Here is an 18,089-nt window from a genome sequence, read left to right as displayed (position 1 = left end):
AAGGATGTGGTTCCCGTGTCCGAGAAGGACACCGCCTTGCCGCGGCGCAGCCGCCGGATCCGGGCGTACGCGCTCACCGGTGGCCGCACCAGCACCCGCCACCAGCTGCTGGTGGAGACGCTCGTGTCGGTCCCGCGGTACGACCCGGCGCTGAGCGACACGCTCATGCCCGAGTCGCGCTCGCTCTACGAACGCGCCCGGACCCGGTGCTCGATCGCCGAGCTGTCGGTCGGGCTGGACCTGCCGCTGGGTGTGGTGCGGGTGCTCATCGGCGACCTCGCCTCGCAGGGCGCGGTGTTCGTCCACCCCACCGCGCACGCCTACCACCACGACACCAACGTGCTCGAGAGGATCCTTGATGGGCTCAAGCGGCTCCCCGCCTGAGGGCGATCTGCTGACGATCTCCGCGAAGATCGTCGTCGCCGGGGGCTTCGGTGTCGGCAAGACCACGTTCGTCGGCGCGGTGTCGGAAGTGCCGCCGATGAGCAACGAGGCGTGGATGACCGAAGCCGGGGAAGGGGTCGACGACATCCCGCCCGGCGGCAAGTCGACGACGACCGTCGCGATGGACTTCGGCCGGATCACGCTGCGCCCGGACCTGCTGCTGTACCTGTTCGGCACGCCGGGGCAGGCGCGGTTCTGGTTCCTCTGGGACGACCTGAGCCGCGGCGCGCTCGGCGCCGTGGTGCTGGTCGACACCAGCCGGATCGACGAGTCGTTCGCGGCGATCAACTACTTCGAGAACGACTCCGAGCTGCCGTTCGTCGTCGCGGTCAACCAGTTCGAGGGCAAGCCGGTGCACGACCTCGACGAGGTGCGCGACGCGCTCGCCCTCGACCCGGCCGTCCCGCTGGTGACCTGCGACGCGCGCGACCGCGCGTCGACGATCGCCACCCTGACCGAGCTGGTCGGCCACACGCTGTCGCTCGCCGTGCTGTCGGGCCCGCGCGAGCTCGCCGGCAGCGCCCCGCACGCCTGAACAGAGGAGAACGAGCTTCATGCGCAGGGTTCTGATCGTCGGCGCCGGGCAGTCCGGGCTGCAGCTGGCCCTCGGGCTGCTGGCGAAGGACTTCGACGTCACCGTGATGTCCGCGCGGACGCCGGAGGAGATCCGGCACGGGCGCGTGATGTCGACGCAGTGCATGTTCCACGACGCGCTGCAGCACGAGCGGGACCTCGGGATCAACCTGTGGGAGTCCGAGACCGTCGACGTCGAGGGCCTCGGCGTCTCGGTGGCCGCGCCCGACGGCGGCCGCGCGCTCGACTGGTTCGCCGAGCTGGACGAGATCGCGCAGTCGGTCGACCAGCGCGTCAAGATGGCGGGCTGGCTGGAGCTGTTCGAAGACCGCGGCGGCAAGCTCGTCATCCACGGCGTGATGACCTCCGAGCTGGACGCGCTGGCCCGGCTGTACGACCTGGTGATCATCTCGGCCGGCAAGGGCGAGCTGGTCCAGCTGTTCGACCGCGTGCCCGAGCGGTCGCCGTACACGAAGCCGATGCGCGCGCTCTCGCTCGCCTACGCCCACGGCGTGCGCCCGCGGCCGGAGCACCCGGACAAGCAGGCGGTGCGGTTCAACATCGTGCCCGGGGTCGGCGAGCTGTTCATGATCCCCGCGCACACGCTCAGCGGGAACTGCGACATCCTCTTCTTCGAGGGGGTGCCCGGCGGCCCGCTCGACTGCTTCGACGACCGCCCGGCCCCGGCCGAGCACTTCACGCGCATCCTCGACCTGATGCGGCAGTTCGTGCCGTGGGAGTACGAGCGCTGCCGCGACGCCGAGCTGACCGACCCGAAGGCGACGCTCGCGGGCGGCTACACGCCGGTGGTGCGCCGGCCGGTCGGCACCCTGCCCGGCGGGGCGATCGTGCTGGGCATGGCCGACGTCGTCGTGGCGAACGACCCGATCACCGGCCAGGGCTCGAACAACGCGAGCCACTGCGCGGCGACCTACCTGGACGCGATCGTGGAGCGCGGTGACCGGCCGTTCGACGCGGAGTGGATGGACGCGACTTTCGAGCGCTACTGGGAGTACGCCCGGCACGTCACCGAATGGACGAACGCGTTGCTCCTGCCGCCGCCCCCGCACGTGCTCCAGATCCTCGGCGTCGCCGGTCAGAACCCCGCGGTCGCGAAGCGGTTCGCCAACGGTTTCACGGATCCCACGGACTTCCAACACTGGTTCCTGGATCCGGCACTTTGGGAGAAGTACCTGGCAGAGGTCTAGATCGCCGGTGCGGTGCACTGTCGCCGGGGGACGATTCGGGCTACGGTAACTACGTAGCGTGAAGGCGATCTCGGAGGTGCGGGGCATGCGGGCGATGTGGAAGGGCTCGGTGTCGTTCGGGCTGGTGTCCATCCCGATCCAGATGTACGCGGCCACCGAGAACAAGAACGTCTCGCTCCGGCAGGTGCACGAGGCCGACGGCGGGCGGATCCAGTACAAGCGGTTCTGCACGATCGACGGCCAGGAAGTGCCGTACGCCGAGATCGCCAAGGGCTACGAGCTGCCCGACGGCGAGATGGTGGTGATCACCGACGCCGAGATGGCCGAGCTGCCGCTGTCCTCGCAGCGCACGATCGACGTCCTGGAGTTCGTGCCGCTGGAGTCGATCGACCCGATCCAGTACGACCGCACGTACTACCTGGAGCCGCAGAAGAACGCGGTGAAGCCGTACATCGTGCTGCGCGACGCGCTGCACAAGGCCGGTCAGGTGGCCGTCGCGAAGGTCGCCGTCCGGCAGCGGGAGAGCATGGCGGTGCTGCGGGTGCACTCCGACGTGCTGGTGATGACCACGATGCTGTGGCCGGACGAGGTCCGCGAACCGGACTTCCCGTTCCTGCGGGACGACCCGCCGCAGATCCGGCCGCAGGAGCTGTCGATGGCGGGCTCGCTGATCGACTCGCTGGCCGAGCCGGTGTTCGAGTCGGACAAGTACCGCGACCACTACCGCGAGGCCCTCGAGGAGATGATCGAGGCGAAGGTCGCGGGGGAGGAGACGACCAAGCCAGCGGCGGTCACCGCCAAGGCCGACGTCGTCGACCTGATGGCCGCGCTGCAGGCCAGTGTGGACGCGGCGAAGAAGTCCCGCGAGCCGGCGAAGGCCGCGGCCAAGACGACCGCCAAGGCCACATCGGACACCGCCGGGGACGAGTCCGATGAGGACGAGAAGCCGGCGAAAAAGAAGCCGGCGGCTCGCAAGCGGGCGCCGAAGTCCGCCTGAACCACTGTCGCGATCCCGGTCGGGTGGTTGTGCCGACACGCCGTCCCGATGCCGGGCCCGTCCGCTTCCCGGTGGTACCAAGAGGTGCGAGCACACCGATCGCGGAAAGGCGGGCCGGTCATGGAGTGCGCCTCTTGTGACGCGGGGATCGACCACTGCCACGGGACGCTGGTGGTCCACCCGGAAGGCGGATTCACCGAATGCGCGGATCCGGCCTGCGGGGACCCCGACCGCGTCCGGCACGGGCTGATCGTCGACTGCCACACCGTCGGCGGCGGCTGCGCGTGCGCGGCCGCGCCGGAAGAACCCTTGCTGCGCCAGGTTTCCTGAGCCTCCCGCCAGGATCCGTGAAGGCCTTCCCGCCGGGCTTTGCCGTCCGCCGGGGAGGTCTTCACGGTGTCAGGAAGGCGTCAGGAACGTAACCCGATCGTGTATGCAGCTGTGTACACGGGCTTGGCGATGTGCTAACACTAACGAGGTCCTTCGGCTCTCCCTCCCCCTCGGAGCCGGAGGACCCTTTATTTTCCACAGCGGTTTTCACCTCCGCCCCGGAAACGCCGAAAGGCCCGGCCCGGTCAGCGGAAGCGCTGACCGGGCCGGGCCGGGGGTCACGGGATCAGTACCAGTGCGCGCGGCCGCCGATCTTGCGGCCGGTGCCGCCGAGAATGGCCAGCGCAACGCCGGCCACCGCGAGCACGATGCCGATGGTGTACAGCACCGGGATACCGACGATGAACCCGATGACCAGCAGAATCACACCGAGGACGATCACTTGACACTCTCCTTCGCACGAGACCCGGCCCGGCTCCGTGCCGTCCGGGCGGATGCGCTCTCGTTCGGAGGATGGCCAGTTTCGCGGGATGCCAAACTGCGGCAAATGGAGCAACTTCCGCTCAGTACCGGTAGTGGTCGAGCTTGTACGGGCCTTCGACGTCCACGCCGATGTACTCCGCCTGGGCCTTCGACAGCTTGGTGAGTTTCACACCGAGGGCGTCGAGGTGCAGGCGGGCGACCTTTTCGTCGAGGTGCTTGGGCAGCCGGTGGACGTCGGTGGCGTACTCGCCGGGCTTGGCGAACAGCTCGATCTGCGCGATCGCCTGGTTGGTGAAGGAGTTCGACATCACGAACGACGGGTGGCCGGTCGCGTTGCCGAGGTTCATCAAGCGGCCCTCGGAGAGCACGATGATCGCGTGGCCGTCCGGGAACGTCCACTCGTGCACCTGCGGCTTGATCTCGTTCTTCACGACGCCGGGCAGCTTCGCGAGCCCCGCCATGTCGATCTCGTTGTCGAAGTGCCCGACGTTCGCGACGATCGCGTTGTGCTTCATGCGGCGCATCTGGTCCGCGGAGATGATGCCGAAGTTCCCGGTCGTGGTGATGAAGATGTCGGACGTGGCGACGACGTCTTCGAGCTCGACGACGTCGAGGCCGTCCATCGCCGCCTGCAGCGCGCAGATCGGGTCGATCTCGGTGACCGCGACGCGGGCGCCCTGGCCGCGCAGCGCCTCGACCGCGCCCTTGCCGACGTCGCCGTACCCGCAGACGAGGACCCGCTTGCCGCCGATCATCACGTCGGTGGCCCGGTTGATCCCGTCCACCAGGGAGTGCCGGATGCCGTACTTGTTGTCGAACTTGGACTTCGTCACCGAGTCGTTGACGTTCATCGCCGGGAAGAGCAGCTCGCCGTCCTTGGCGAGCTTGTAGAGCCGCTTGACGCCGTTGGTCGTCTCCTCGGTGACCCCGCGGATCTCCTTGGCCATCCGGGTGAAGCGGTCACCGTCGGCGGCCAGGCTGGCACGCAGGGTCTCCAGGACGATCCGGTACTCCTCCGGGTCCTCTTCGGACGGTTGCGGCACCGCGCCGGCCGCCTCGAACTCGACTCCCTTGTGGACGAGCAGGGTGGCGTCGCCGCCGTCGTCGAGGATCATGTTCGGCGCCTGGCCGCCGGAGAACGCGAAGAGCTGGTCGGTGCACCACCAGTACTCTTCGAGCGTCTCGCCCTTCCACGCGAACACCGGCGTGCCGGCCGGGGCGTCGACGGTGCCCTCCGGGCCGACGACGACCGCGGCGGCGGCCTCGTCCTGGGTGGAGAAGATGTTGCACGACACCCAGCGCACCTCGGCGCCGAGCGCGACCAGGGTCTCGATGAGCACGGCGGTCTGGACGGTCATGTGCAGCGACCCGGCGACGCGGGCGCCCTTCAGCGGCTGCGTCGCGGCGTACTCGCGGCGGATCGCCATCAGGCCGGGCATCTCGTGCTCGGCCAGCCGCAGCTGCGTGCGGCCGGCGTCGGCCAGCGCGAGGTCGGCGACGGCGAAGTCGAGGCCGTTGCGGTTCTGCAGTTTCTCGCTCATTCTTCGGTCACTCCGGAATCGGCGTTTCGGGATGGAAAAAACGGAAAAGGGCAGCACTGATCGCGGCACGCTGGTGCCGGGACGGGTGCGGGGCTGGAGCTAGGCGTGGCCGCCGAGGGCTGTGGGCCTGAGTCCGCGCAACAAAAAAGAGCACCTCCCGTGAAGGAGGCGCCCTTGGGTCGTGGTCCGGGCCGAGCGTGGCGGAAAGGATTCCGTCGCAGCGCCTCTCGGCCCGCGACCAGGATGGCAAAACCGCCGGGAAGCTGTCAAGCGAGCACGCACGCCATGAGAACGTCGTCGACGTCCTCGCCGTCGACGTGGAATTCCGCGCGCAACACCCCTTCGACGGTGAACCCGCAGCGCTCGTAGAGCCGGCGTGCGGCGGTGTTGTGGCCGAGCACGCGCAGCGTCAGCTTCCGGGCGCCCCGCCGGCGGGCCTCGGCCACGGCGGCGTCGACGAGCCGGCGCGCGATGCCGAGCCGGCGCCGGTCCGGGTCGACGGCGAGCCCGCCGACCACCAGCACGTGCCGGTGGGCGGCGATGGGGAAGCCCGCGTCGAGCCGGACGTACCCGGCGACCGCGCCGTCGTGCTCGGCGACGAGGACGTTCTCCGGCCGGGTGCCGTCGCCGAAGAACGGCGTGCCGGGCGGCGGCGGGGGAGCGGGGGACACCGCCGTCGTCCAGGTGCGCTCGTCGAGCTTCGCGAGCACGGCCTCGTCGTCGGCGCGGGCGAGTCGCACGGTCGTCATGCGCTGAGCTCTTGCCATGCCTGCTCGACGACCCCGGCCGGCTCCCGTGGGTCGTGGTTGCCTTCGGTGGCCAGGCTCCGCACGGTGACGGTCAGGCCGGGGCCGGTGCGCTGGCAGCTCAGCACGAACGAGCGGTCCGGGTCCGGGGTGGAGCCGGGCGCGGCCGGGTCGTTGTGCACCAGGCACCCGACGTCGCCGATCCTCACCAGCTCGGTGCTCGGCTTGGCCACCCCGAGGGCCTGGACGTCCTCGAACGGGGCGAACAGCTCCGGCGAGGAGGCACGCACGGCGATCAGCTGGAACGACCGCAGCAGCCGGTCGTCCTGATACTGCTGCACCACGGCGCCCGCGCCGTCGTAGGCCGCCGACACGCGGTTGCCCGTCTCGCGGTCGGTCTTGCCGACGCGGTCGATCTGGGCCTGACCCCGGACCTTGTCGACCTTCGCGATCGCGTCCTGCGCGCGGGTCAGCCCGCCGAGGGTGGCGGGCGCGGTCAGCTCCCGGGCGTTCGGCTCGTCCCCGAAGAGGCTGAGCACCAGCCAGGGCACCCCGACCAGGAACGCGCCGGCGAGGACCCCGATCAGGCCGGTGGCGACCGGGCGGGCGAGCAGCGGGCGGCGCGGGGGAACCGCCGGTCCGAGCGGGGTTTCTTCGGTCACCCGGCAATAGTGGCGGACCCGGTCCGCCGGTGGGACGGGATTTTTCCGGTTGGCTCTCAGACGAGGTGCGCGCGCCGCCAGATGCCTTCGGAGCGGCCGCCGATCAGCCCCGTCTCGCGCAGGAACGGCACGATCTTCGCGGCCATCCAGCGCCGTGTCTCGTGGAAGTGCGGGTTCGCCAGCGCTGCCGCCCGGCCCTCGCGCGCGGGGATCCCGACGCTCCGGTAGACCCGCGGGTCGACCATGCTGTCGATGACGCCGTAGGCGACGAGCGCGGTCCGCAGCCGATGGCGTTGCAGGGCCGCCTTCGACAGGTTCGGCGTCTCCCGCAGCACTTCTTCCTTGGCGAACCGGACGTGCCGAGCCTCCTCGACGACGTGGATACGGTTGACCGACCGGATCAGTGGCTGGATCCCGTCGTCGTCCATCATCGAGCGCTGCAGCCGGTCGGTGGTCTCCTCGGCGACCAGCACGCTGGCGAACATCGACGGCCCGGCGGCGGTCGCGCCGAACACCTTCGCCGCGCGGTGCACGACCTGCGGGACGCCGTAGCGCGGGACGCCGAGCCGGTCGGCGGTGCGAGCGAACATCACCGAGTGCCGGGTCTCGTCGCCGATCTCGGTCATGGCGTACTGAGCGTGCTCGGTGCGCGCGTCGAGGTCGAAGACGTACCGGGCGAGCAGCTGCATCAGCACGATCTCGAACCACAGGCCGACGCTCATGATGCTGGCGATCTCGTGCTTGGACAGCTCGATCCGCTGCTCGGGCGTCAGCTTCGCCCAGAGGTCGGTGCCGTAGAGGGAGACGCGCTCGAGCGGCATGTACGCCTTGCCCTCGGCGAGCGGGGCGGCCCAGTCGATGTCGACGTACGGGTCGTAGGAGTTCTTCGCGGAGCTCTTCAGCAGGCGGGCCGCGGTGACGTCCCGGTCCTGGGCCTCGACGCCCATGGCGGCCTCCGAAAGTAGGGGGTACGCGGTGTACTAGCTACTTCGGCAGCGTACACCGCCCGGCGCGCCGTGAGTAGGCTTCCGCCGTGACCAAGGTCGACGGACGGGCGGCGCGCTGGGCCGGGCAGCAGGAACGGCGGCGCGTGGAGTTCGTCGACGCCGCGCTCGCGGCCATCGCCGAGCACGGCCCGGACGTCTCGACCGAGCAGATCGCCGAGCGCGCCGGCGTCGCCCGCACCCGCCTGTACCGGCATTTCGACGGCGCGGCCGACCTCCAGCGCGCGATCGCCGAACGGGCCGCGGAGCTGGTCACGGCGGAGCTCCGGCCGCTCTGGCACCCCGAAGGGTCGCCCAACGGGATGATCTCCACGGTGATCTCGACGCACCTGCGCTGGCTGACCGAGCACGCCCACCTGCACCGCTACCTGGCCCGCACGCTGCCCGGCGCGCCGGTGACCGCCACCGACGTCCGCGGCACGATCGCGCGGCACCTGAGCCGCCTGTTCACCGGCTACCTGGCGGCGTTCGGCCTGGACCCGGCGCCGGCGGACACGATCGCGTTCGGCCTGGTGGGCTACGTCGAGTCGGCGACGACCCGCTGGCTCGACCACCCGGGCGCGCTCAGCCTGGCCCAGCTGACCGACCAGCTGACCGGCACGATCTGGGCGATGCTCGACCACACGCTGCGGGCGGGCGGGGTGGAGCTGGACCCGGACCGGCCGCTGCCGCTCCCGGACGAGCTCTAGTCTTCGCGCGGGAACTCGGCCCGGACACCCAGCAGCCGCACCGCCCGGGTCAGCTCGAACATCCCGAGCACCTCGCGCGCGGCCCGGTCGATCTCGGTGGCGTCCGACGTCGGCTCGGGCAGGGTGATGCTGTGCGTGTGTGTCATGAACGGCGCGAACCGGACCTTCACCGCAACCCGCGCCGCCGGCCGGCCCTCCTCGAGGACGTCCTGCGTGACGCGCTTCGCCAGTACCGACACCTCCGCCGCCATCTCGGCCGGGTCCGTCAGGTCGCGCTGGAAGGTCGTCTCGCGGCTGCGTGAGCGGGCCACGTACGGTGTCGCGCTGACCTCGGCGTCGCTGATGCCGCCGCCGAGCAGGCGCAGCCACGGACCGGTCTTCGGGCCGAACCGCGCGGCCAGCGCCGCCGCCTCGGCGCCGGCCAGGTCGAGCACCGTCGTGATGCCCAGCTCGGCGAGCTTCTTCGCCGTCTTGCCGCCGATGCCCCACAGCGCGTCGGTCGGGCGCTCGGCCATCACGTCCCACCAGCTCTCCCGCGTCAGCCGAAAGATCCCGCCCGGCTTGCCGAACCCGGTGGCGAGCTTGGCCCGCAGCTTGTTGTCCCCGATGCCGACCGCGCAGGACAGCCCGGTCTCGGCGGCCACCGCCTCCTTGAGCGCGGCCGCGAGCGCCTCCGGGTCGTCGGTCTCGGCGCCGACGAACGCCTCGTCCCAGCCCAGCACCTCGAGGACGACCGGGAACTCCCGCAGCGCCGCCATCACGCGCTCCGACACCTCGAGGTAGGCGGGCGGGTCGCTCGGCAGGAAAACGGCGTCGGGACAGCGTTTCGCCGCGATCCGCAGCGGCATGCCCGACTGGATCCCGAACGCGCGCGCCTCGTACGACGCGGTCGCGACGACGGCGCGTTCGGTGGGGTCCCCGGCGCCGCCGACGACCACGGGCTTCCCGCGCAGCTCGGGGCGGCGGGCGATCTCGACCGCGGCGATGAACTGGTCGAGGTCGACGTGCAGGACCCACTTCACGGGCCCAGTCTCGCCTCAGACGCGGTGGCGCGCCACGTGGGTCCAGACGGCGCCGGTGAGGGCGAGGATCCCGCACAGCGTGACCCCGGGGTCGGGCAGGATCAGCCCGACGACGAGGAACGTCACGGCGATGACGTCGAGGGCGATCAGCAGGGCGGTGCGGAGGGCGCGCGGCTTCCGGCGCCGCCTGCCCTCACGCAGGGCGGTGGCCAGGTCGGGGTCGCTGAATTCGAGACTGCGCTCGATCTTCTCGAGCTCGGTGCGTTCGTGGTGACTGAGCATCGGGGTACTCCTTCGGCGCCGAACCCGCCGTATCGCCAGAGCGAATACCCAATCGTCGCGCGGACGAACCGCCGAATGCCTTCTCATTTTATGCTTTTCACTGCGCCGTACGGGTGATCTGCGCTCCGTAACCGGTACCGGACACGTTACGTTGCCCCCTGAACGTGGCCGGTCGAGGCCCGGACGACGGAGGGGACGTCCCGTGGGGGGCGGCCGTTGGGGACGGGTGGCCGGCTCCTGCTTCGCGCCCGGGGGACCGGTCAGGACCTTCGAGCAGCTGGAGGACTTGATGACCCTGCCCACCGAGCCGATCGGCAGCATTCCCCGCCCCGACTACCTCGTCGCGGGCCTCGGCGAGTTCGCCGCCGGGCGGATCGACGCCGCCGCGCTCGCGGACCTCGAAAGCCGCGCGCTGGCCGACACGATCACCCGGCTCGAGGAAACCGGCTCGCCGGTGCTGACCGACGGCGAGCAGGGCAAGCCGAGCTTCGCGACGTACCCGCTGGCCGGCTTGACCGCGCTGGCGCCCGACGGGGTCGTGATCCCGTTCGCCGACGGCCACACCCGGCAGCTGCCGCGGCTGACCGCGGGCCCGTTCCGCTACGCCACCCACGCGGACGAGTACCTGAGCCGTGCGAAAGCGCTCACCGGCAAGCCGGTCAAGCAGGCCGTGATCGCCGCTTCGGCGGTCTCGCTGATCTACCCGGCCGACGGCATCGACGGCTACACCCAGGAGCAGTTCGTCGCCGACCTCGTGAACGAGGCCGAGGCGGACATCCGGCGCAGCCTCGACGCCGGCGCGGACAGTGTGCAGATCGACTTCACCGAGGGCCGGCTCTCGCTGAAGCTGGACCCGTCGGGCGGGCTGCTGCGGCAGTTCGTCGACCTCAACAACGCGGTGCTCGACCGCTTCACGGCGGAGGAGCGCGCGAAGATCGGCGTCCACACCTGCCCGGGTGGCGACCAGGACTCCGTGCACAGCCTCGACGTCGACTACGCGGACCTGCTCCCGACGCTGTTCGACCTGAAGGCCGGGCGCTTCTTCGTCCAGCTGGCCAGCGAGGCCGAGCCGGAGCGCGCGCTGCGGGTCATCGCGGACAACCTGAAGGCCGACCAGCGGGTGTTCGTCGGCGTGATCGACCCGATCGACCCGCGGGTGGAGACCCCGGAGGAGGTCCGCGACCGCGTCCTCACGGCGGCGAAGTTCCTCCCGGCCGAGCGCCTGGGCACCTGCGACGACTGCGGGTTCTCCCCGTTCGCCGACGACACGTCGACCTCGCGCGACATCGCGTTCGCGAAGATCAAGGCACGCGTCGAGGGCACCCGCCTGGCGGCGGAAAAGCTGGGCTGACGGTGAGTGAGGGCCCGTTCCGGCGGGCCCTCACGCCGTTTCGGCGGCGACTTTGACCCCGAGCGCGACGAGAACGCTGCCGAGCACGGCGTCGAGCCCCCGCCGGACGCGCCCGTCGGCGAAGAACCGCTTGAGCGCCCCGACGACGAGGGCGAGGGTGGCGAACCAGAGCACGGTGCCGGCGGTGGCGATGACGGCGAGCTCGAGCGTCTGCAGGGTGGAGCCGTCGGCAGGTAGGAACTGGGGGAGCAGCGCGAGGAAGTAGACGGCGACCTTGGGGTTGAGCAGGTTGGTCAACAACCCCTGCCGGAAGGCGGCGACGGCGTTGAGCGAGGTGGTCGGTTTGTCGCTTCGCAGATCCCGGTACTCCCCGCGGCGCACGGCGAGCCAGGCTTTGACGCCGAGGTACACGAGGTAGGCGGCCCCGACCAGCTTCACGACGCTGAAGGCGACGGCCGAAGCGGTGAGCACGGCGGCAACACCGAGCGCGATGGCGACGACCCAGGCGAAGACCCCGAGCGCGATCCCGGCCCCGGCGGCGATCCCGGCCCGGCGGCCGCCGGTGAGGGAGGTCCGGGTCACGACGACGAAGTCGGGTCCGGGGGACATCGCGCCGAGGACTACGACCAGCAGGAACGAAGCGGCGGTGGCACCGGGGATCATGGCCGAAGGATACGACCCGCGCCGGATTTCGTGACCTCCCGCTCAACCCGGGAAGATCCACCGGCCACCCCGTGTTGGCCCCAATGACGTGCGACCCGACCCGAAAGTTCGACGCTCAACTTCCGGTAGGGTCGATCTTGTGGGCGAGACCAGGGGTGCGGGCATGGTGGCTGAGGTGCGGACGCGGGTGCGGATCCCGCTCCGGTTCGACGGCGGCCTCGCGGTCGACGCCGAGGCCGTCACCTTCCGGGGGCTGGCCGACGATGGTGAGCACCTCGCCTTCGTCCTGGGGACGCCTGGGGACGTGCCGCTCGTGCGGCCGCACTCCGAGTGCCTGACCGGGGACGTCTTCGGGTCCGCGCGCTGTGACTGCGGGCCGCAGCTGGCGGAGGCTGTCGAGAAGATCTCCGAGGTCGGGGGTTACCTGCTCTACCTGCGGCAGGAAGGCCGGGGGATCGGGCTCTACAACAAGCTCGACGCTTACGCGCTCCAGGACGGCGGGCTCGACACCTACGCCGCGAACGCCGCGCTCGGACTGCCCGAAGACGCTCGCGACTACACCGTCGCCGCGCAGATGCTCGACGCTCTCGGTGTGCGGGAAATCGACCTGCTGTCGAACAACCCCGACAAGGCCGCGCAGCTCAAGGCCGCCGGGATTCTGGTGCGTGGTCAGGTGGCGACCGGGGTTTTCGCCACCGAGAACAACGTGCGGTACCTCCGGGCGAAGGCCGAGCAGACCGGGCACACCCTGCCCGGGCTGGCCAGCTAAGCGAGTCGCTGAGCCGCCGCGGCCGCCGGGCCCGTGGTCAGTTTCTCCAGCAGTCCGATCAGGACCGTCTGCTCCGACGGCGTGAGTGACGCCGCCCAGGCTTGCTCTCGCTCGTTATGGGCCTGGTAAGCGTCGGTCACCGCCGTGTGGCCCGTTTCCGTCAGCGCCAGCTCGACCGCCCGGCGGTCGGTCGGCACCTGGGTGCGGGTCACCATTCCATCGCGCTCCAGGGTCTTGACCAGCGCCGACACCGCCGCGCGGCTCATGCCGGCCAGTCGCGCCGCGTGGCGGGACTCGAGCGGGCCCGCCAGCCAGAGCACGAACAGCACCCGGAACCCGCCCCAGCTCAGGCCGCGCGGGCGGTGCACCGTCGACTCCCAGTCGTAGACCAGCGCGCCGGTCAGCCGGTGCAGCGTCAGGCCGAGGCGCATCGCCACCGGGTCGGTCGTGGGCAGCTCGGCCTGCGTCTTCCCGATCGCGTAGTCGACGAACGAGAGGTAGTCGAGGTCGGCCGGTCGGTCGGTCATGGGCTCAGGTTAGGGGACGAGGGGTTCCGCGCGGCCGTCCGGCGGGCTAGCCTGACGGGCAGATAGTCAAACCTTTGACGATCAAGGAGTGCTCGTCATGACGAAGAAAGCCTTCGCCTCTTCGGCCGACCTCGCGGAGAAGGCGCAGACCCTCGAGGTGCTCGCCGACGGCGTCTACGCGCTGACCGCGGAAGGTGATCCGAACATCGGCGCGATCGAGGGTGAGGACTTCCTTGTCTGCTTCGAGGCGCTCGCGACGCCGGTCGCCGCGCGCGAGTGGCTGGCGAAACTGCGTGAGCACACCGACAAACCCGTGCGCTACCTGGTGTTGAGCCACTACCACGCGGTGCGGGTGCTCGGCGCTTCGGCGTTCGACGCCGAGGTGATCGTCGCCCACGAGAACACCCGCGCCCTGGTCGCCGAGCGCGGCAAGGAGGACTGGGCCAGCGAGTTCGGCCGGATGCCGCGGCTGGCGAAGGCCGCCGAGTCGGTGCCGGGCCTGACCTGGCCGACGCTCACCTTCTCCGACCGGCTCACCATCGACCTCGGTGGCGACCGCGGCGACCTGGTGCTGCAGTACTGCGGGCGCGGCCACACCGAAGGCGACCTCGTGGCCTGGCTGCCCCGGCAGAAGATCCTCTACGCCGGCGACCTCGTCGAGGCCGAAGCCGCGCTCTACACCGGCGACGCGTTCCACCGCGAGTGGTCGTCGTCCACTTTGGACACTGTCGCGGCGTTCGGCGCCGAGGTGCTCATCGGCGGCCGCGGGGGTGTGAGCCGCGGCAAGGAAGCCGTCGACGCCGCGATCACGCAGACCCGGCACTTCCTGACCACGATGATCCGCGAGGTCGGCGCGGCCCGCGACGCCGGCGGCACACTCAAGGACGCTTTCGAGCGCACCCACGCGGCGCTGGTGGACCAGTACGGGCAGTGGCCGATCTTCGAGCACTGCCTGCCCTTCGACGTCTCCCGGCTGTGGGACGAGCTGTCCGGAGTGGAGCGTCCGGTGATCTGGACCGCCGAGCGCGACCGCGAAGTCTGGGACCAGCTGCAAGGATGACGGTCGCCGTCCTCGGCAGCGGCCCGGTCGGCCAGACGGCCGCGCTGCTGCTCGCGCGCTGGGGCGTGCCGGTGGTGCTCGTCGACGAGCACGAGGTGCGCGACCCTGTGGGGTCCAAGGCCATCTGCCAGCAACGGGACACTTTGGACGTCTGGGCGTCGCTCGGCGCGGGCTGCCTCGCCGAGGAGGGCCTCACCTGGACGACCGCGCGGACCTTCCACCGCGACCGGGAGCTGTTCTCGCTGAAGCTGCCGGACGGCGGCTCGGCGCTGCCGCCGTTCGTCAACCTCTCGCAGGCCCGGGTCGAGGAGGTCCTCGACGAGCTGATCGCCGCCCAGCCGCTGATCGACGTCCGCCGCGGCCACCGCGTCACCGGGCTGACCCAGCCGGGGAACGTCGTGATCGAGTGCGCGACGAAGGACGGGCCGCGCCGGATCGAGGCCGACTACGCGGTCGCCGCCACCGGCGCCCGCGGCGACGTCGTGCGGAAGGCCCTCGGGCTGCACCTCGACGGAATGTCCTTCCGGGACCTGTTCCTGATCTGCGACATCCGCGCCGACCTGCCGGGCTGGGCGGCGGAGCGCCGGTTCTGGTTCGACCCGCCGTGGAACCCCGGCCGCCAGGTGCTGATCCACCCGTGCCCCGGCTCGCAGTTCCGCATCGACTGGCAGGTGCCGGCGGACTACGACCTCGCCGCCGAGGAGACCGGCGGGGCGCTGGACCGGCGGATCCGGGCGATCCTCGGCGACCGGCCGTACGAGGTCGTCTGGCGCTCGGTGTACCGGTTCCACACGCGCCTGGTCGAGCGGATGCGCGCCGGGCGGGTCCTGCTGGCGGGGGACTGCGCCCACCTGGTCGCGCCGTTCGGGGCCCGGGGGCTCAACTCGGGGGTGGCCGACGCGGAGAACGCGGCGTGGAAGCTGGCCTGGGTCCTGCGCGGGCTGGCGGGGGAGGAGCTGCTGGAGAGCTACCACACCGAGCGGCACGCGGCCGCGGTGGAGAACGCCGAGGTGACCACGGCGACGATGGACTTCCTGGTGCCCCAGGACGAAGCGCGGCGCGCCCGCCGTGACCGGGTGCTGGCCGGGGGTGGGCACGCCGAGGTCGACTCGGGACGGCTCGCCGAACCGTTCTGGTACGCCGACTCCCCCCTGACCACACCGGACCCGTCGCGCCCGTTCGGCGGCCGGCCGCCGCGTGGCGCCCTGCCGCCGCCGGGGCCGGGGGTGCTGCTGCCGGACATGACCGTCCCGGGTGGCCGGGTGCGCGACCTCGCCCGGCAGGGGTTTCTGCTGCTCACGACCCCCGGGGTGACCGCCGAGGGAGCCCGGTCGGTTGAGGTCCCGGTGGGCGGGGCGCTCGGTGCGCGTCCGGGCGAAGCCTGGCTGGTCCGCCCGGACGCGTACGTCGCCGCGGTGTTACGGGTAGCTGACCAGCGGGCTCACCTGGTGCCCGGTGTTCGCGGCGTCACCCGAGTCGTTGATGACGTGCGCGATCGTGCCGACACCACCGAGTGACACGGAAACGAGGTTGTGGAACCGGACCCCGCCGTTGTTCGGCACCTCGAAGGAGTGACTGGCCACAATGGACGGGTTGGTGTTGAAGAAGCAGTAGCTGCCCAGGCCCCACCCTTCGTGGCTGGTCACCGAGTCGGCCACCTTGTACGCGGCCCAGCCCTGCCGGCCGCCGCCGCTGGACCAGGACCCCTGGTCCGGCGGGTCGTACGGCATTTCGTTCTGGAAGAAGTACGTCCGGCCGCCGTTGCCGTTCCAGAGCACCTCGTACTGCTGGTAGTGCTCGACGAACAGGCCGTACATCGTCACGTTCGCGCCGTTGACGACCAGGCCGTTCGCCGCGGTGTTGACGTTCCAGCCGACGCCGTTCGAGTGGTCGCCGCGCCAGAGCCACATGTGGTCGCCGATGACGTTGTTCGAGTTGACCACCAGCGTCTGCGTGGCCTTCCCGACGGCCGCGCCGCCGATCCGGAAGAACACGTCGTGCAGCGACGTCGGGTCGGCCGTGTGGTTGGCGTTCGACCCCGGCTGGCCGACCTGCACCAGCACCGGCGAGTTCACCGCGCCGGCGTCGATCAGCAGCCCGGCGATCTTCACCCCGTCCACATCGGACGTCGTAATCGCCGCGGTGCCGTTGGTCGGCTGCAGCGTCGCGAGACCGAGGCCGAGCACCACGGTGTCCGGGCGCGTGACGTTCAGCGCCTGGTCGAGGTGGTACACACCCGGCGTGACGAGCAGGTTCTTGCCCGCCGCCAGCGCCGCGTTGATCGTCGCCGCCGAGTCCGACGGGTGCGCGACGTAGAACTCGCTCAGCGAGATCGACTGACCCGCCGGGGCGCCGTGGCCCCAGCTCGTGCCGGACGAGTTCTGCCGCAGCGCCGGCACGAACACGTTGTAGCTGCCCGAGCCGTCGACGTAGAGGAACGGCTTCTCGCGGATCACCGGCGTCTGCCCGACGACGGTCTCCGGCGGGTTCGGGAACGACGCCGGCGGGGTGCCCGTCGAGCCGACGAACACCATGTTCCAGACGCCGCCCTGCCAGCCGCCGAGCTCGCTGTTGCGGGTCAGGAACTGCTGCTGCGAACCGGAAACGGCGACCCCGTCGATCTTGCTGTCGGCGATCAGGCCGCCACTGGCCCAGCCGTCCCCGCCGTTCCACAGCTGGATCTGGCTGCCCTTGAGGTGCATCCGGCGGTACGGCGCGGCCTGCGCGACGGCCCAGCGCTCGACCTGCCCGGCGGGCAGCGTCACCGAAAGGTTTTCCGCGGAGCGCCAGAAGTTCTGCGTCGCGTTGCCCTTGTTGGCCGGGTTGTCACCCTGCTGCAGCCAGTCCGCTTCGACACGGACGTGGCCGTTGAGGTTGACGTCGTCGGGGGAGAGGCCGAGGCCCGCCACCTGCTCGTAGAAGCCGAGGTTGACGTCGGCGTTGTAGTTCCCGGGCTTGAACAGCACGGCGTAACGCTCGTTGCCGAACTGGTTCGTGTGCTGCTGGTTCGCGATCTGCGTCAGCCGGTTCTGGATGGTCGACGCCGGCGTCGAGGGATCGAACACCGACACGTTCGGCCCGAGGTCCGGGTTGCGCGGGTCGGTCGGCGGGATGGTCGTCCCGCCGCCGGTGCCGTGCACCGCGACTTCCCACAGCGAGTAGCCGTAGCCGGTGGCCCGCTGGGTGCCGTTGACCCGGAGGTAGCGGGCGGTGCCGGAGAGGGCGACGGTCTGCGTGCCGCCGGTGCCGGTGGTGGTCGAGTACGCGGTCGTCCAGGTGGTCGCGTCCGAGGACAGCTGCACGGAGAACGCTTTCGCGTACGCGGCTTCCCAGGTGAGCGCCACGTCGCAGAGCTGCTGCGCGGAGCCGAGGTCGACCTGGAGCCACTGCGGGTCGCTGAACGCGCTGGACCAGCGGGTGCCGGTGTTGCCGTCGACCGCGGCGGACGCGGGTGTCCCGCCGTTCTCGGTCGAGGACGCGGTCGCGGTGCGGCCCTGCGCGAGGTTGGTGCTCCCGCACGCGGCGGCTTGCGCCGGCGCGGAGCCGACGACCACCGCCGTGGTGAGTGCGGTGACGAGGGTGGTGGTGAGGACGAGTAGACGGTGTGCCGGGGAGAACGTCGTTGATCTCATCTGCCTGCCTGCTGCTCGAGGGGAAGACGTGCGAACGGGACCGGGTGAGCCCCACAGCTCGTGCCGGTGTCGGGTGGTGCGGCGGGTTCGCCCCGGCGCCCACCGG

At 71.0% G+C, this 18,089-nt stretch carries 20 protein-coding genes and 1 riboswitch; of the genes, 10 read left to right on the top strand and 10 right to left on the bottom strand.

The annotated features are described in order from the left end of the window. The first annotated feature begins 15 nt into the window (after nt 1–15). The 5 genes from ACZ61C_RS36515 to ACZ61C_RS36495 all read left to right on the top strand — a co-directional run bounded on the left by ACZ61C_RS36515 (nt 16) and on the right by ACZ61C_RS36495 (nt 3,552). Nucleotides 16–384 carry a DUF742 domain-containing protein gene (locus ACZ61C_RS36515; protein WP_465312611.1) on the top strand — a complete coding sequence of 123 codons (369 nt, stop codon included), beginning with the start codon at nt 16–18 and terminating at the stop codon, nt 382–384. Then, nucleotides 359–979, top strand: a complete 621-nt coding sequence (locus ACZ61C_RS36510; RefSeq protein WP_465312468.1) for a GTP-binding protein — start codon at nt 359–361, stop codon at nt 977–979. The genes ACZ61C_RS36515 and ACZ61C_RS36510 overlap by 26 nt, the downstream gene beginning before the upstream one ends. Nucleotides 980–998: 19 nt before the next feature. Next, on the top strand, nt 999–2,225 hold the full coding sequence (locus ACZ61C_RS36505) for a styrene monooxygenase/indole monooxygenase family protein (RefSeq protein ID WP_465312467.1): 1,227 nt from the start codon (nt 999–1,001) through the stop codon (nt 2,223–2,225). Nucleotides 2,226–2,310: 85 nt separating this feature from the next. Continuing rightward, on the top strand, nt 2,311–3,222 hold the full coding sequence (gene ku / locus ACZ61C_RS36500; protein WP_465312610.1) for a non-homologous end joining protein Ku: 912 nt from the start codon (nt 2,311–2,313) through the stop codon (nt 3,220–3,222). Between the two features lie 120 nt (nt 3,223–3,342). Then, entirely contained in the window at nt 3,343–3,552 is a 210-nt protein-coding gene (locus tag ACZ61C_RS36495; RefSeq protein ID WP_465312466.1) for a hypothetical protein, read from the top strand. Nucleotides 3,553–3,838: 286 nt separating this feature from the next. On the opposite strand, the gene ACZ61C_RS36490 is transcribed toward ACZ61C_RS36495, so the two are convergent. The 5 genes from ACZ61C_RS36490 to ACZ61C_RS36470 all read right to left on the bottom strand — a co-directional run bounded on the left by ACZ61C_RS36490 (nt 3,839) and on the right by ACZ61C_RS36470 (nt 7,931). Then, entirely contained in the window at nt 3,839–3,994 is a 156-nt protein-coding gene (locus ACZ61C_RS36490; RefSeq protein WP_247052228.1) for a hypothetical protein, read from the bottom strand. Between the two features lie 121 nt (nt 3,995–4,115). Continuing rightward, nucleotides 4,116–5,576 (bottom strand): adenosylhomocysteinase, encoded by a 1,461-nt coding sequence (gene ahcY, locus ACZ61C_RS36485; RefSeq protein WP_465312465.1) that lies wholly within the window; start codon nt 5,574–5,576, stop codon nt 4,116–4,118. A 159-nt stretch (nt 5,577–5,735) separates the two neighbouring features. Beyond that, nucleotides 5,736–5,811: riboswitch (S-adenosyl-L-homocysteine riboswitch) on the bottom strand. A 31-nt stretch (nt 5,812–5,842) separates the two neighbouring features. Continuing rightward, nucleotides 5,843–6,325: a GNAT family N-acetyltransferase gene (locus ACZ61C_RS36480; protein WP_465312464.1), complete on the bottom strand. Its 483-nt coding sequence runs from the start codon at nt 6,323–6,325 to the stop codon at nt 5,843–5,845. Then, nucleotides 6,322–6,984 carry a hypothetical protein gene (locus tag ACZ61C_RS36475; protein WP_465312463.1) on the bottom strand — a complete coding sequence of 221 codons (663 nt, stop codon included), beginning with the start codon at nt 6,982–6,984 and terminating at the stop codon, nt 6,322–6,324. The genes ACZ61C_RS36480 and ACZ61C_RS36475 overlap by 4 nt, the downstream gene beginning before the upstream one ends. A gap of 56 nt (nt 6,985–7,040) precedes the next feature. Continuing rightward, complete coding sequence (locus ACZ61C_RS36470; RefSeq protein ID WP_465312462.1) at nt 7,041–7,931, bottom strand: AurF N-oxygenase family protein; 891 nt, start codon at nt 7,929–7,931, stop codon at nt 7,041–7,043. An 86-nt stretch (nt 7,932–8,017) separates the two neighbouring features. Between ACZ61C_RS36470 and ACZ61C_RS36465 the strand changes: the two genes are divergently transcribed. Further along, complete coding sequence (locus ACZ61C_RS36465) at nt 8,018–8,677, top strand: TetR/AcrR family transcriptional regulator (protein WP_465312461.1); 660 nt, start codon at nt 8,018–8,020, stop codon at nt 8,675–8,677. Here the strand turns inward: ACZ61C_RS36465 and ACZ61C_RS36460 are convergent. Together ACZ61C_RS36460 and ACZ61C_RS36455 are read right to left on the bottom strand one after the other, a co-directional pair. Then, complete coding sequence (locus ACZ61C_RS36460) at nt 8,674–9,699, bottom strand: DNA polymerase IV (RefSeq protein WP_465312460.1); 1,026 nt, start codon at nt 9,697–9,699, stop codon at nt 8,674–8,676. The two genes, ACZ61C_RS36465 and ACZ61C_RS36460, sit on opposite strands and share 4 nt — an antisense overlap. Nucleotides 9,700–9,714: 15 nt before the next feature. Continuing rightward, a complete protein-coding gene (locus tag ACZ61C_RS36455; RefSeq protein ID WP_465312459.1) occupies nt 9,715–9,981 on the bottom strand; it encodes a DUF3040 domain-containing protein in 267 nt (88 codons plus the stop codon). Between the two features lie 289 nt (nt 9,982–10,270). Here ACZ61C_RS36455 and ACZ61C_RS36450 point away from each other — a divergent pair, with 289 nt between their 5' ends. Beyond that, nucleotides 10,271–11,332 (top strand): cobalamin-independent methionine synthase II family protein, encoded by a 1,062-nt coding sequence (locus tag ACZ61C_RS36450; RefSeq protein ID WP_465312458.1) that lies wholly within the window; start codon nt 10,271–10,273, stop codon nt 11,330–11,332. A 30-nt stretch (nt 11,333–11,362) separates the two neighbouring features. Here the strand turns inward: ACZ61C_RS36450 and ACZ61C_RS36445 are convergent, their stop codons facing one another. Beyond that, nucleotides 11,363–11,995, bottom strand: a complete 633-nt coding sequence (locus ACZ61C_RS36445; protein ID WP_465312457.1) for a LysE family translocator — start codon at nt 11,993–11,995, stop codon at nt 11,363–11,365. A gap of 163 nt (nt 11,996–12,158) precedes the next feature. Between ACZ61C_RS36445 and ACZ61C_RS36440 the strand changes: the two genes are divergently transcribed. Then, complete coding sequence (locus ACZ61C_RS36440; RefSeq protein WP_465312456.1) at nt 12,159–12,764, top strand: GTP cyclohydrolase II; 606 nt, start codon at nt 12,159–12,161, stop codon at nt 12,762–12,764. On the opposite strand, the gene ACZ61C_RS36435 is transcribed toward ACZ61C_RS36440, so the two are convergent. Continuing rightward, the gene (locus ACZ61C_RS36435) at nt 12,761–13,291 is read right to left on the bottom strand and encodes a MarR family winged helix-turn-helix transcriptional regulator (protein ID WP_465312455.1); all 531 of its coding nucleotides are present in this window, start codon (nt 13,289–13,291) and stop codon (nt 12,761–12,763) included. The genes ACZ61C_RS36440 and ACZ61C_RS36435 overlap by 4 nt on opposite strands. Nucleotides 13,292–13,388: 97 nt before the next feature. Between ACZ61C_RS36435 and ACZ61C_RS36430 the strand changes: the two genes are divergently transcribed. Together ACZ61C_RS36430 and ACZ61C_RS36425 are read left to right on the top strand one after the other, a co-directional pair. Then, nucleotides 13,389–14,351 carry an MBL fold metallo-hydrolase gene (locus ACZ61C_RS36430; RefSeq protein WP_465312454.1) on the top strand — a complete coding sequence of 321 codons (963 nt, stop codon included), beginning with the start codon at nt 13,389–13,391 and terminating at the stop codon, nt 14,349–14,351. Next, nucleotides 14,348–15,868: an FAD-dependent monooxygenase gene (locus ACZ61C_RS36425; protein WP_465312453.1), complete on the top strand. Its 1,521-nt coding sequence runs from the start codon at nt 14,348–14,350 to the stop codon at nt 15,866–15,868. Before ACZ61C_RS36430 ends, ACZ61C_RS36425 begins: the two co-directional genes overlap by 4 nt. Here ACZ61C_RS36425 and ACZ61C_RS36420 read toward each other — a convergent pair. After that, a complete protein-coding gene (locus ACZ61C_RS36420; RefSeq protein WP_465312452.1) occupies nt 15,770–17,983 on the bottom strand; it encodes a discoidin domain-containing protein in 2,214 nt (737 codons plus the stop codon). The genes ACZ61C_RS36425 and ACZ61C_RS36420 overlap by 99 nt on opposite strands. Nucleotides 17,984–18,089: the final 106 nt, after the last annotated feature.

This window comes from Amycolatopsis sp. NPDC104587 (genome assembly GCF_055583645.1).
The sequence above is the reverse complement of the archived record's forward strand: the minus strand, read 5'-3'. Positions and strand labels throughout refer to the sequence as shown.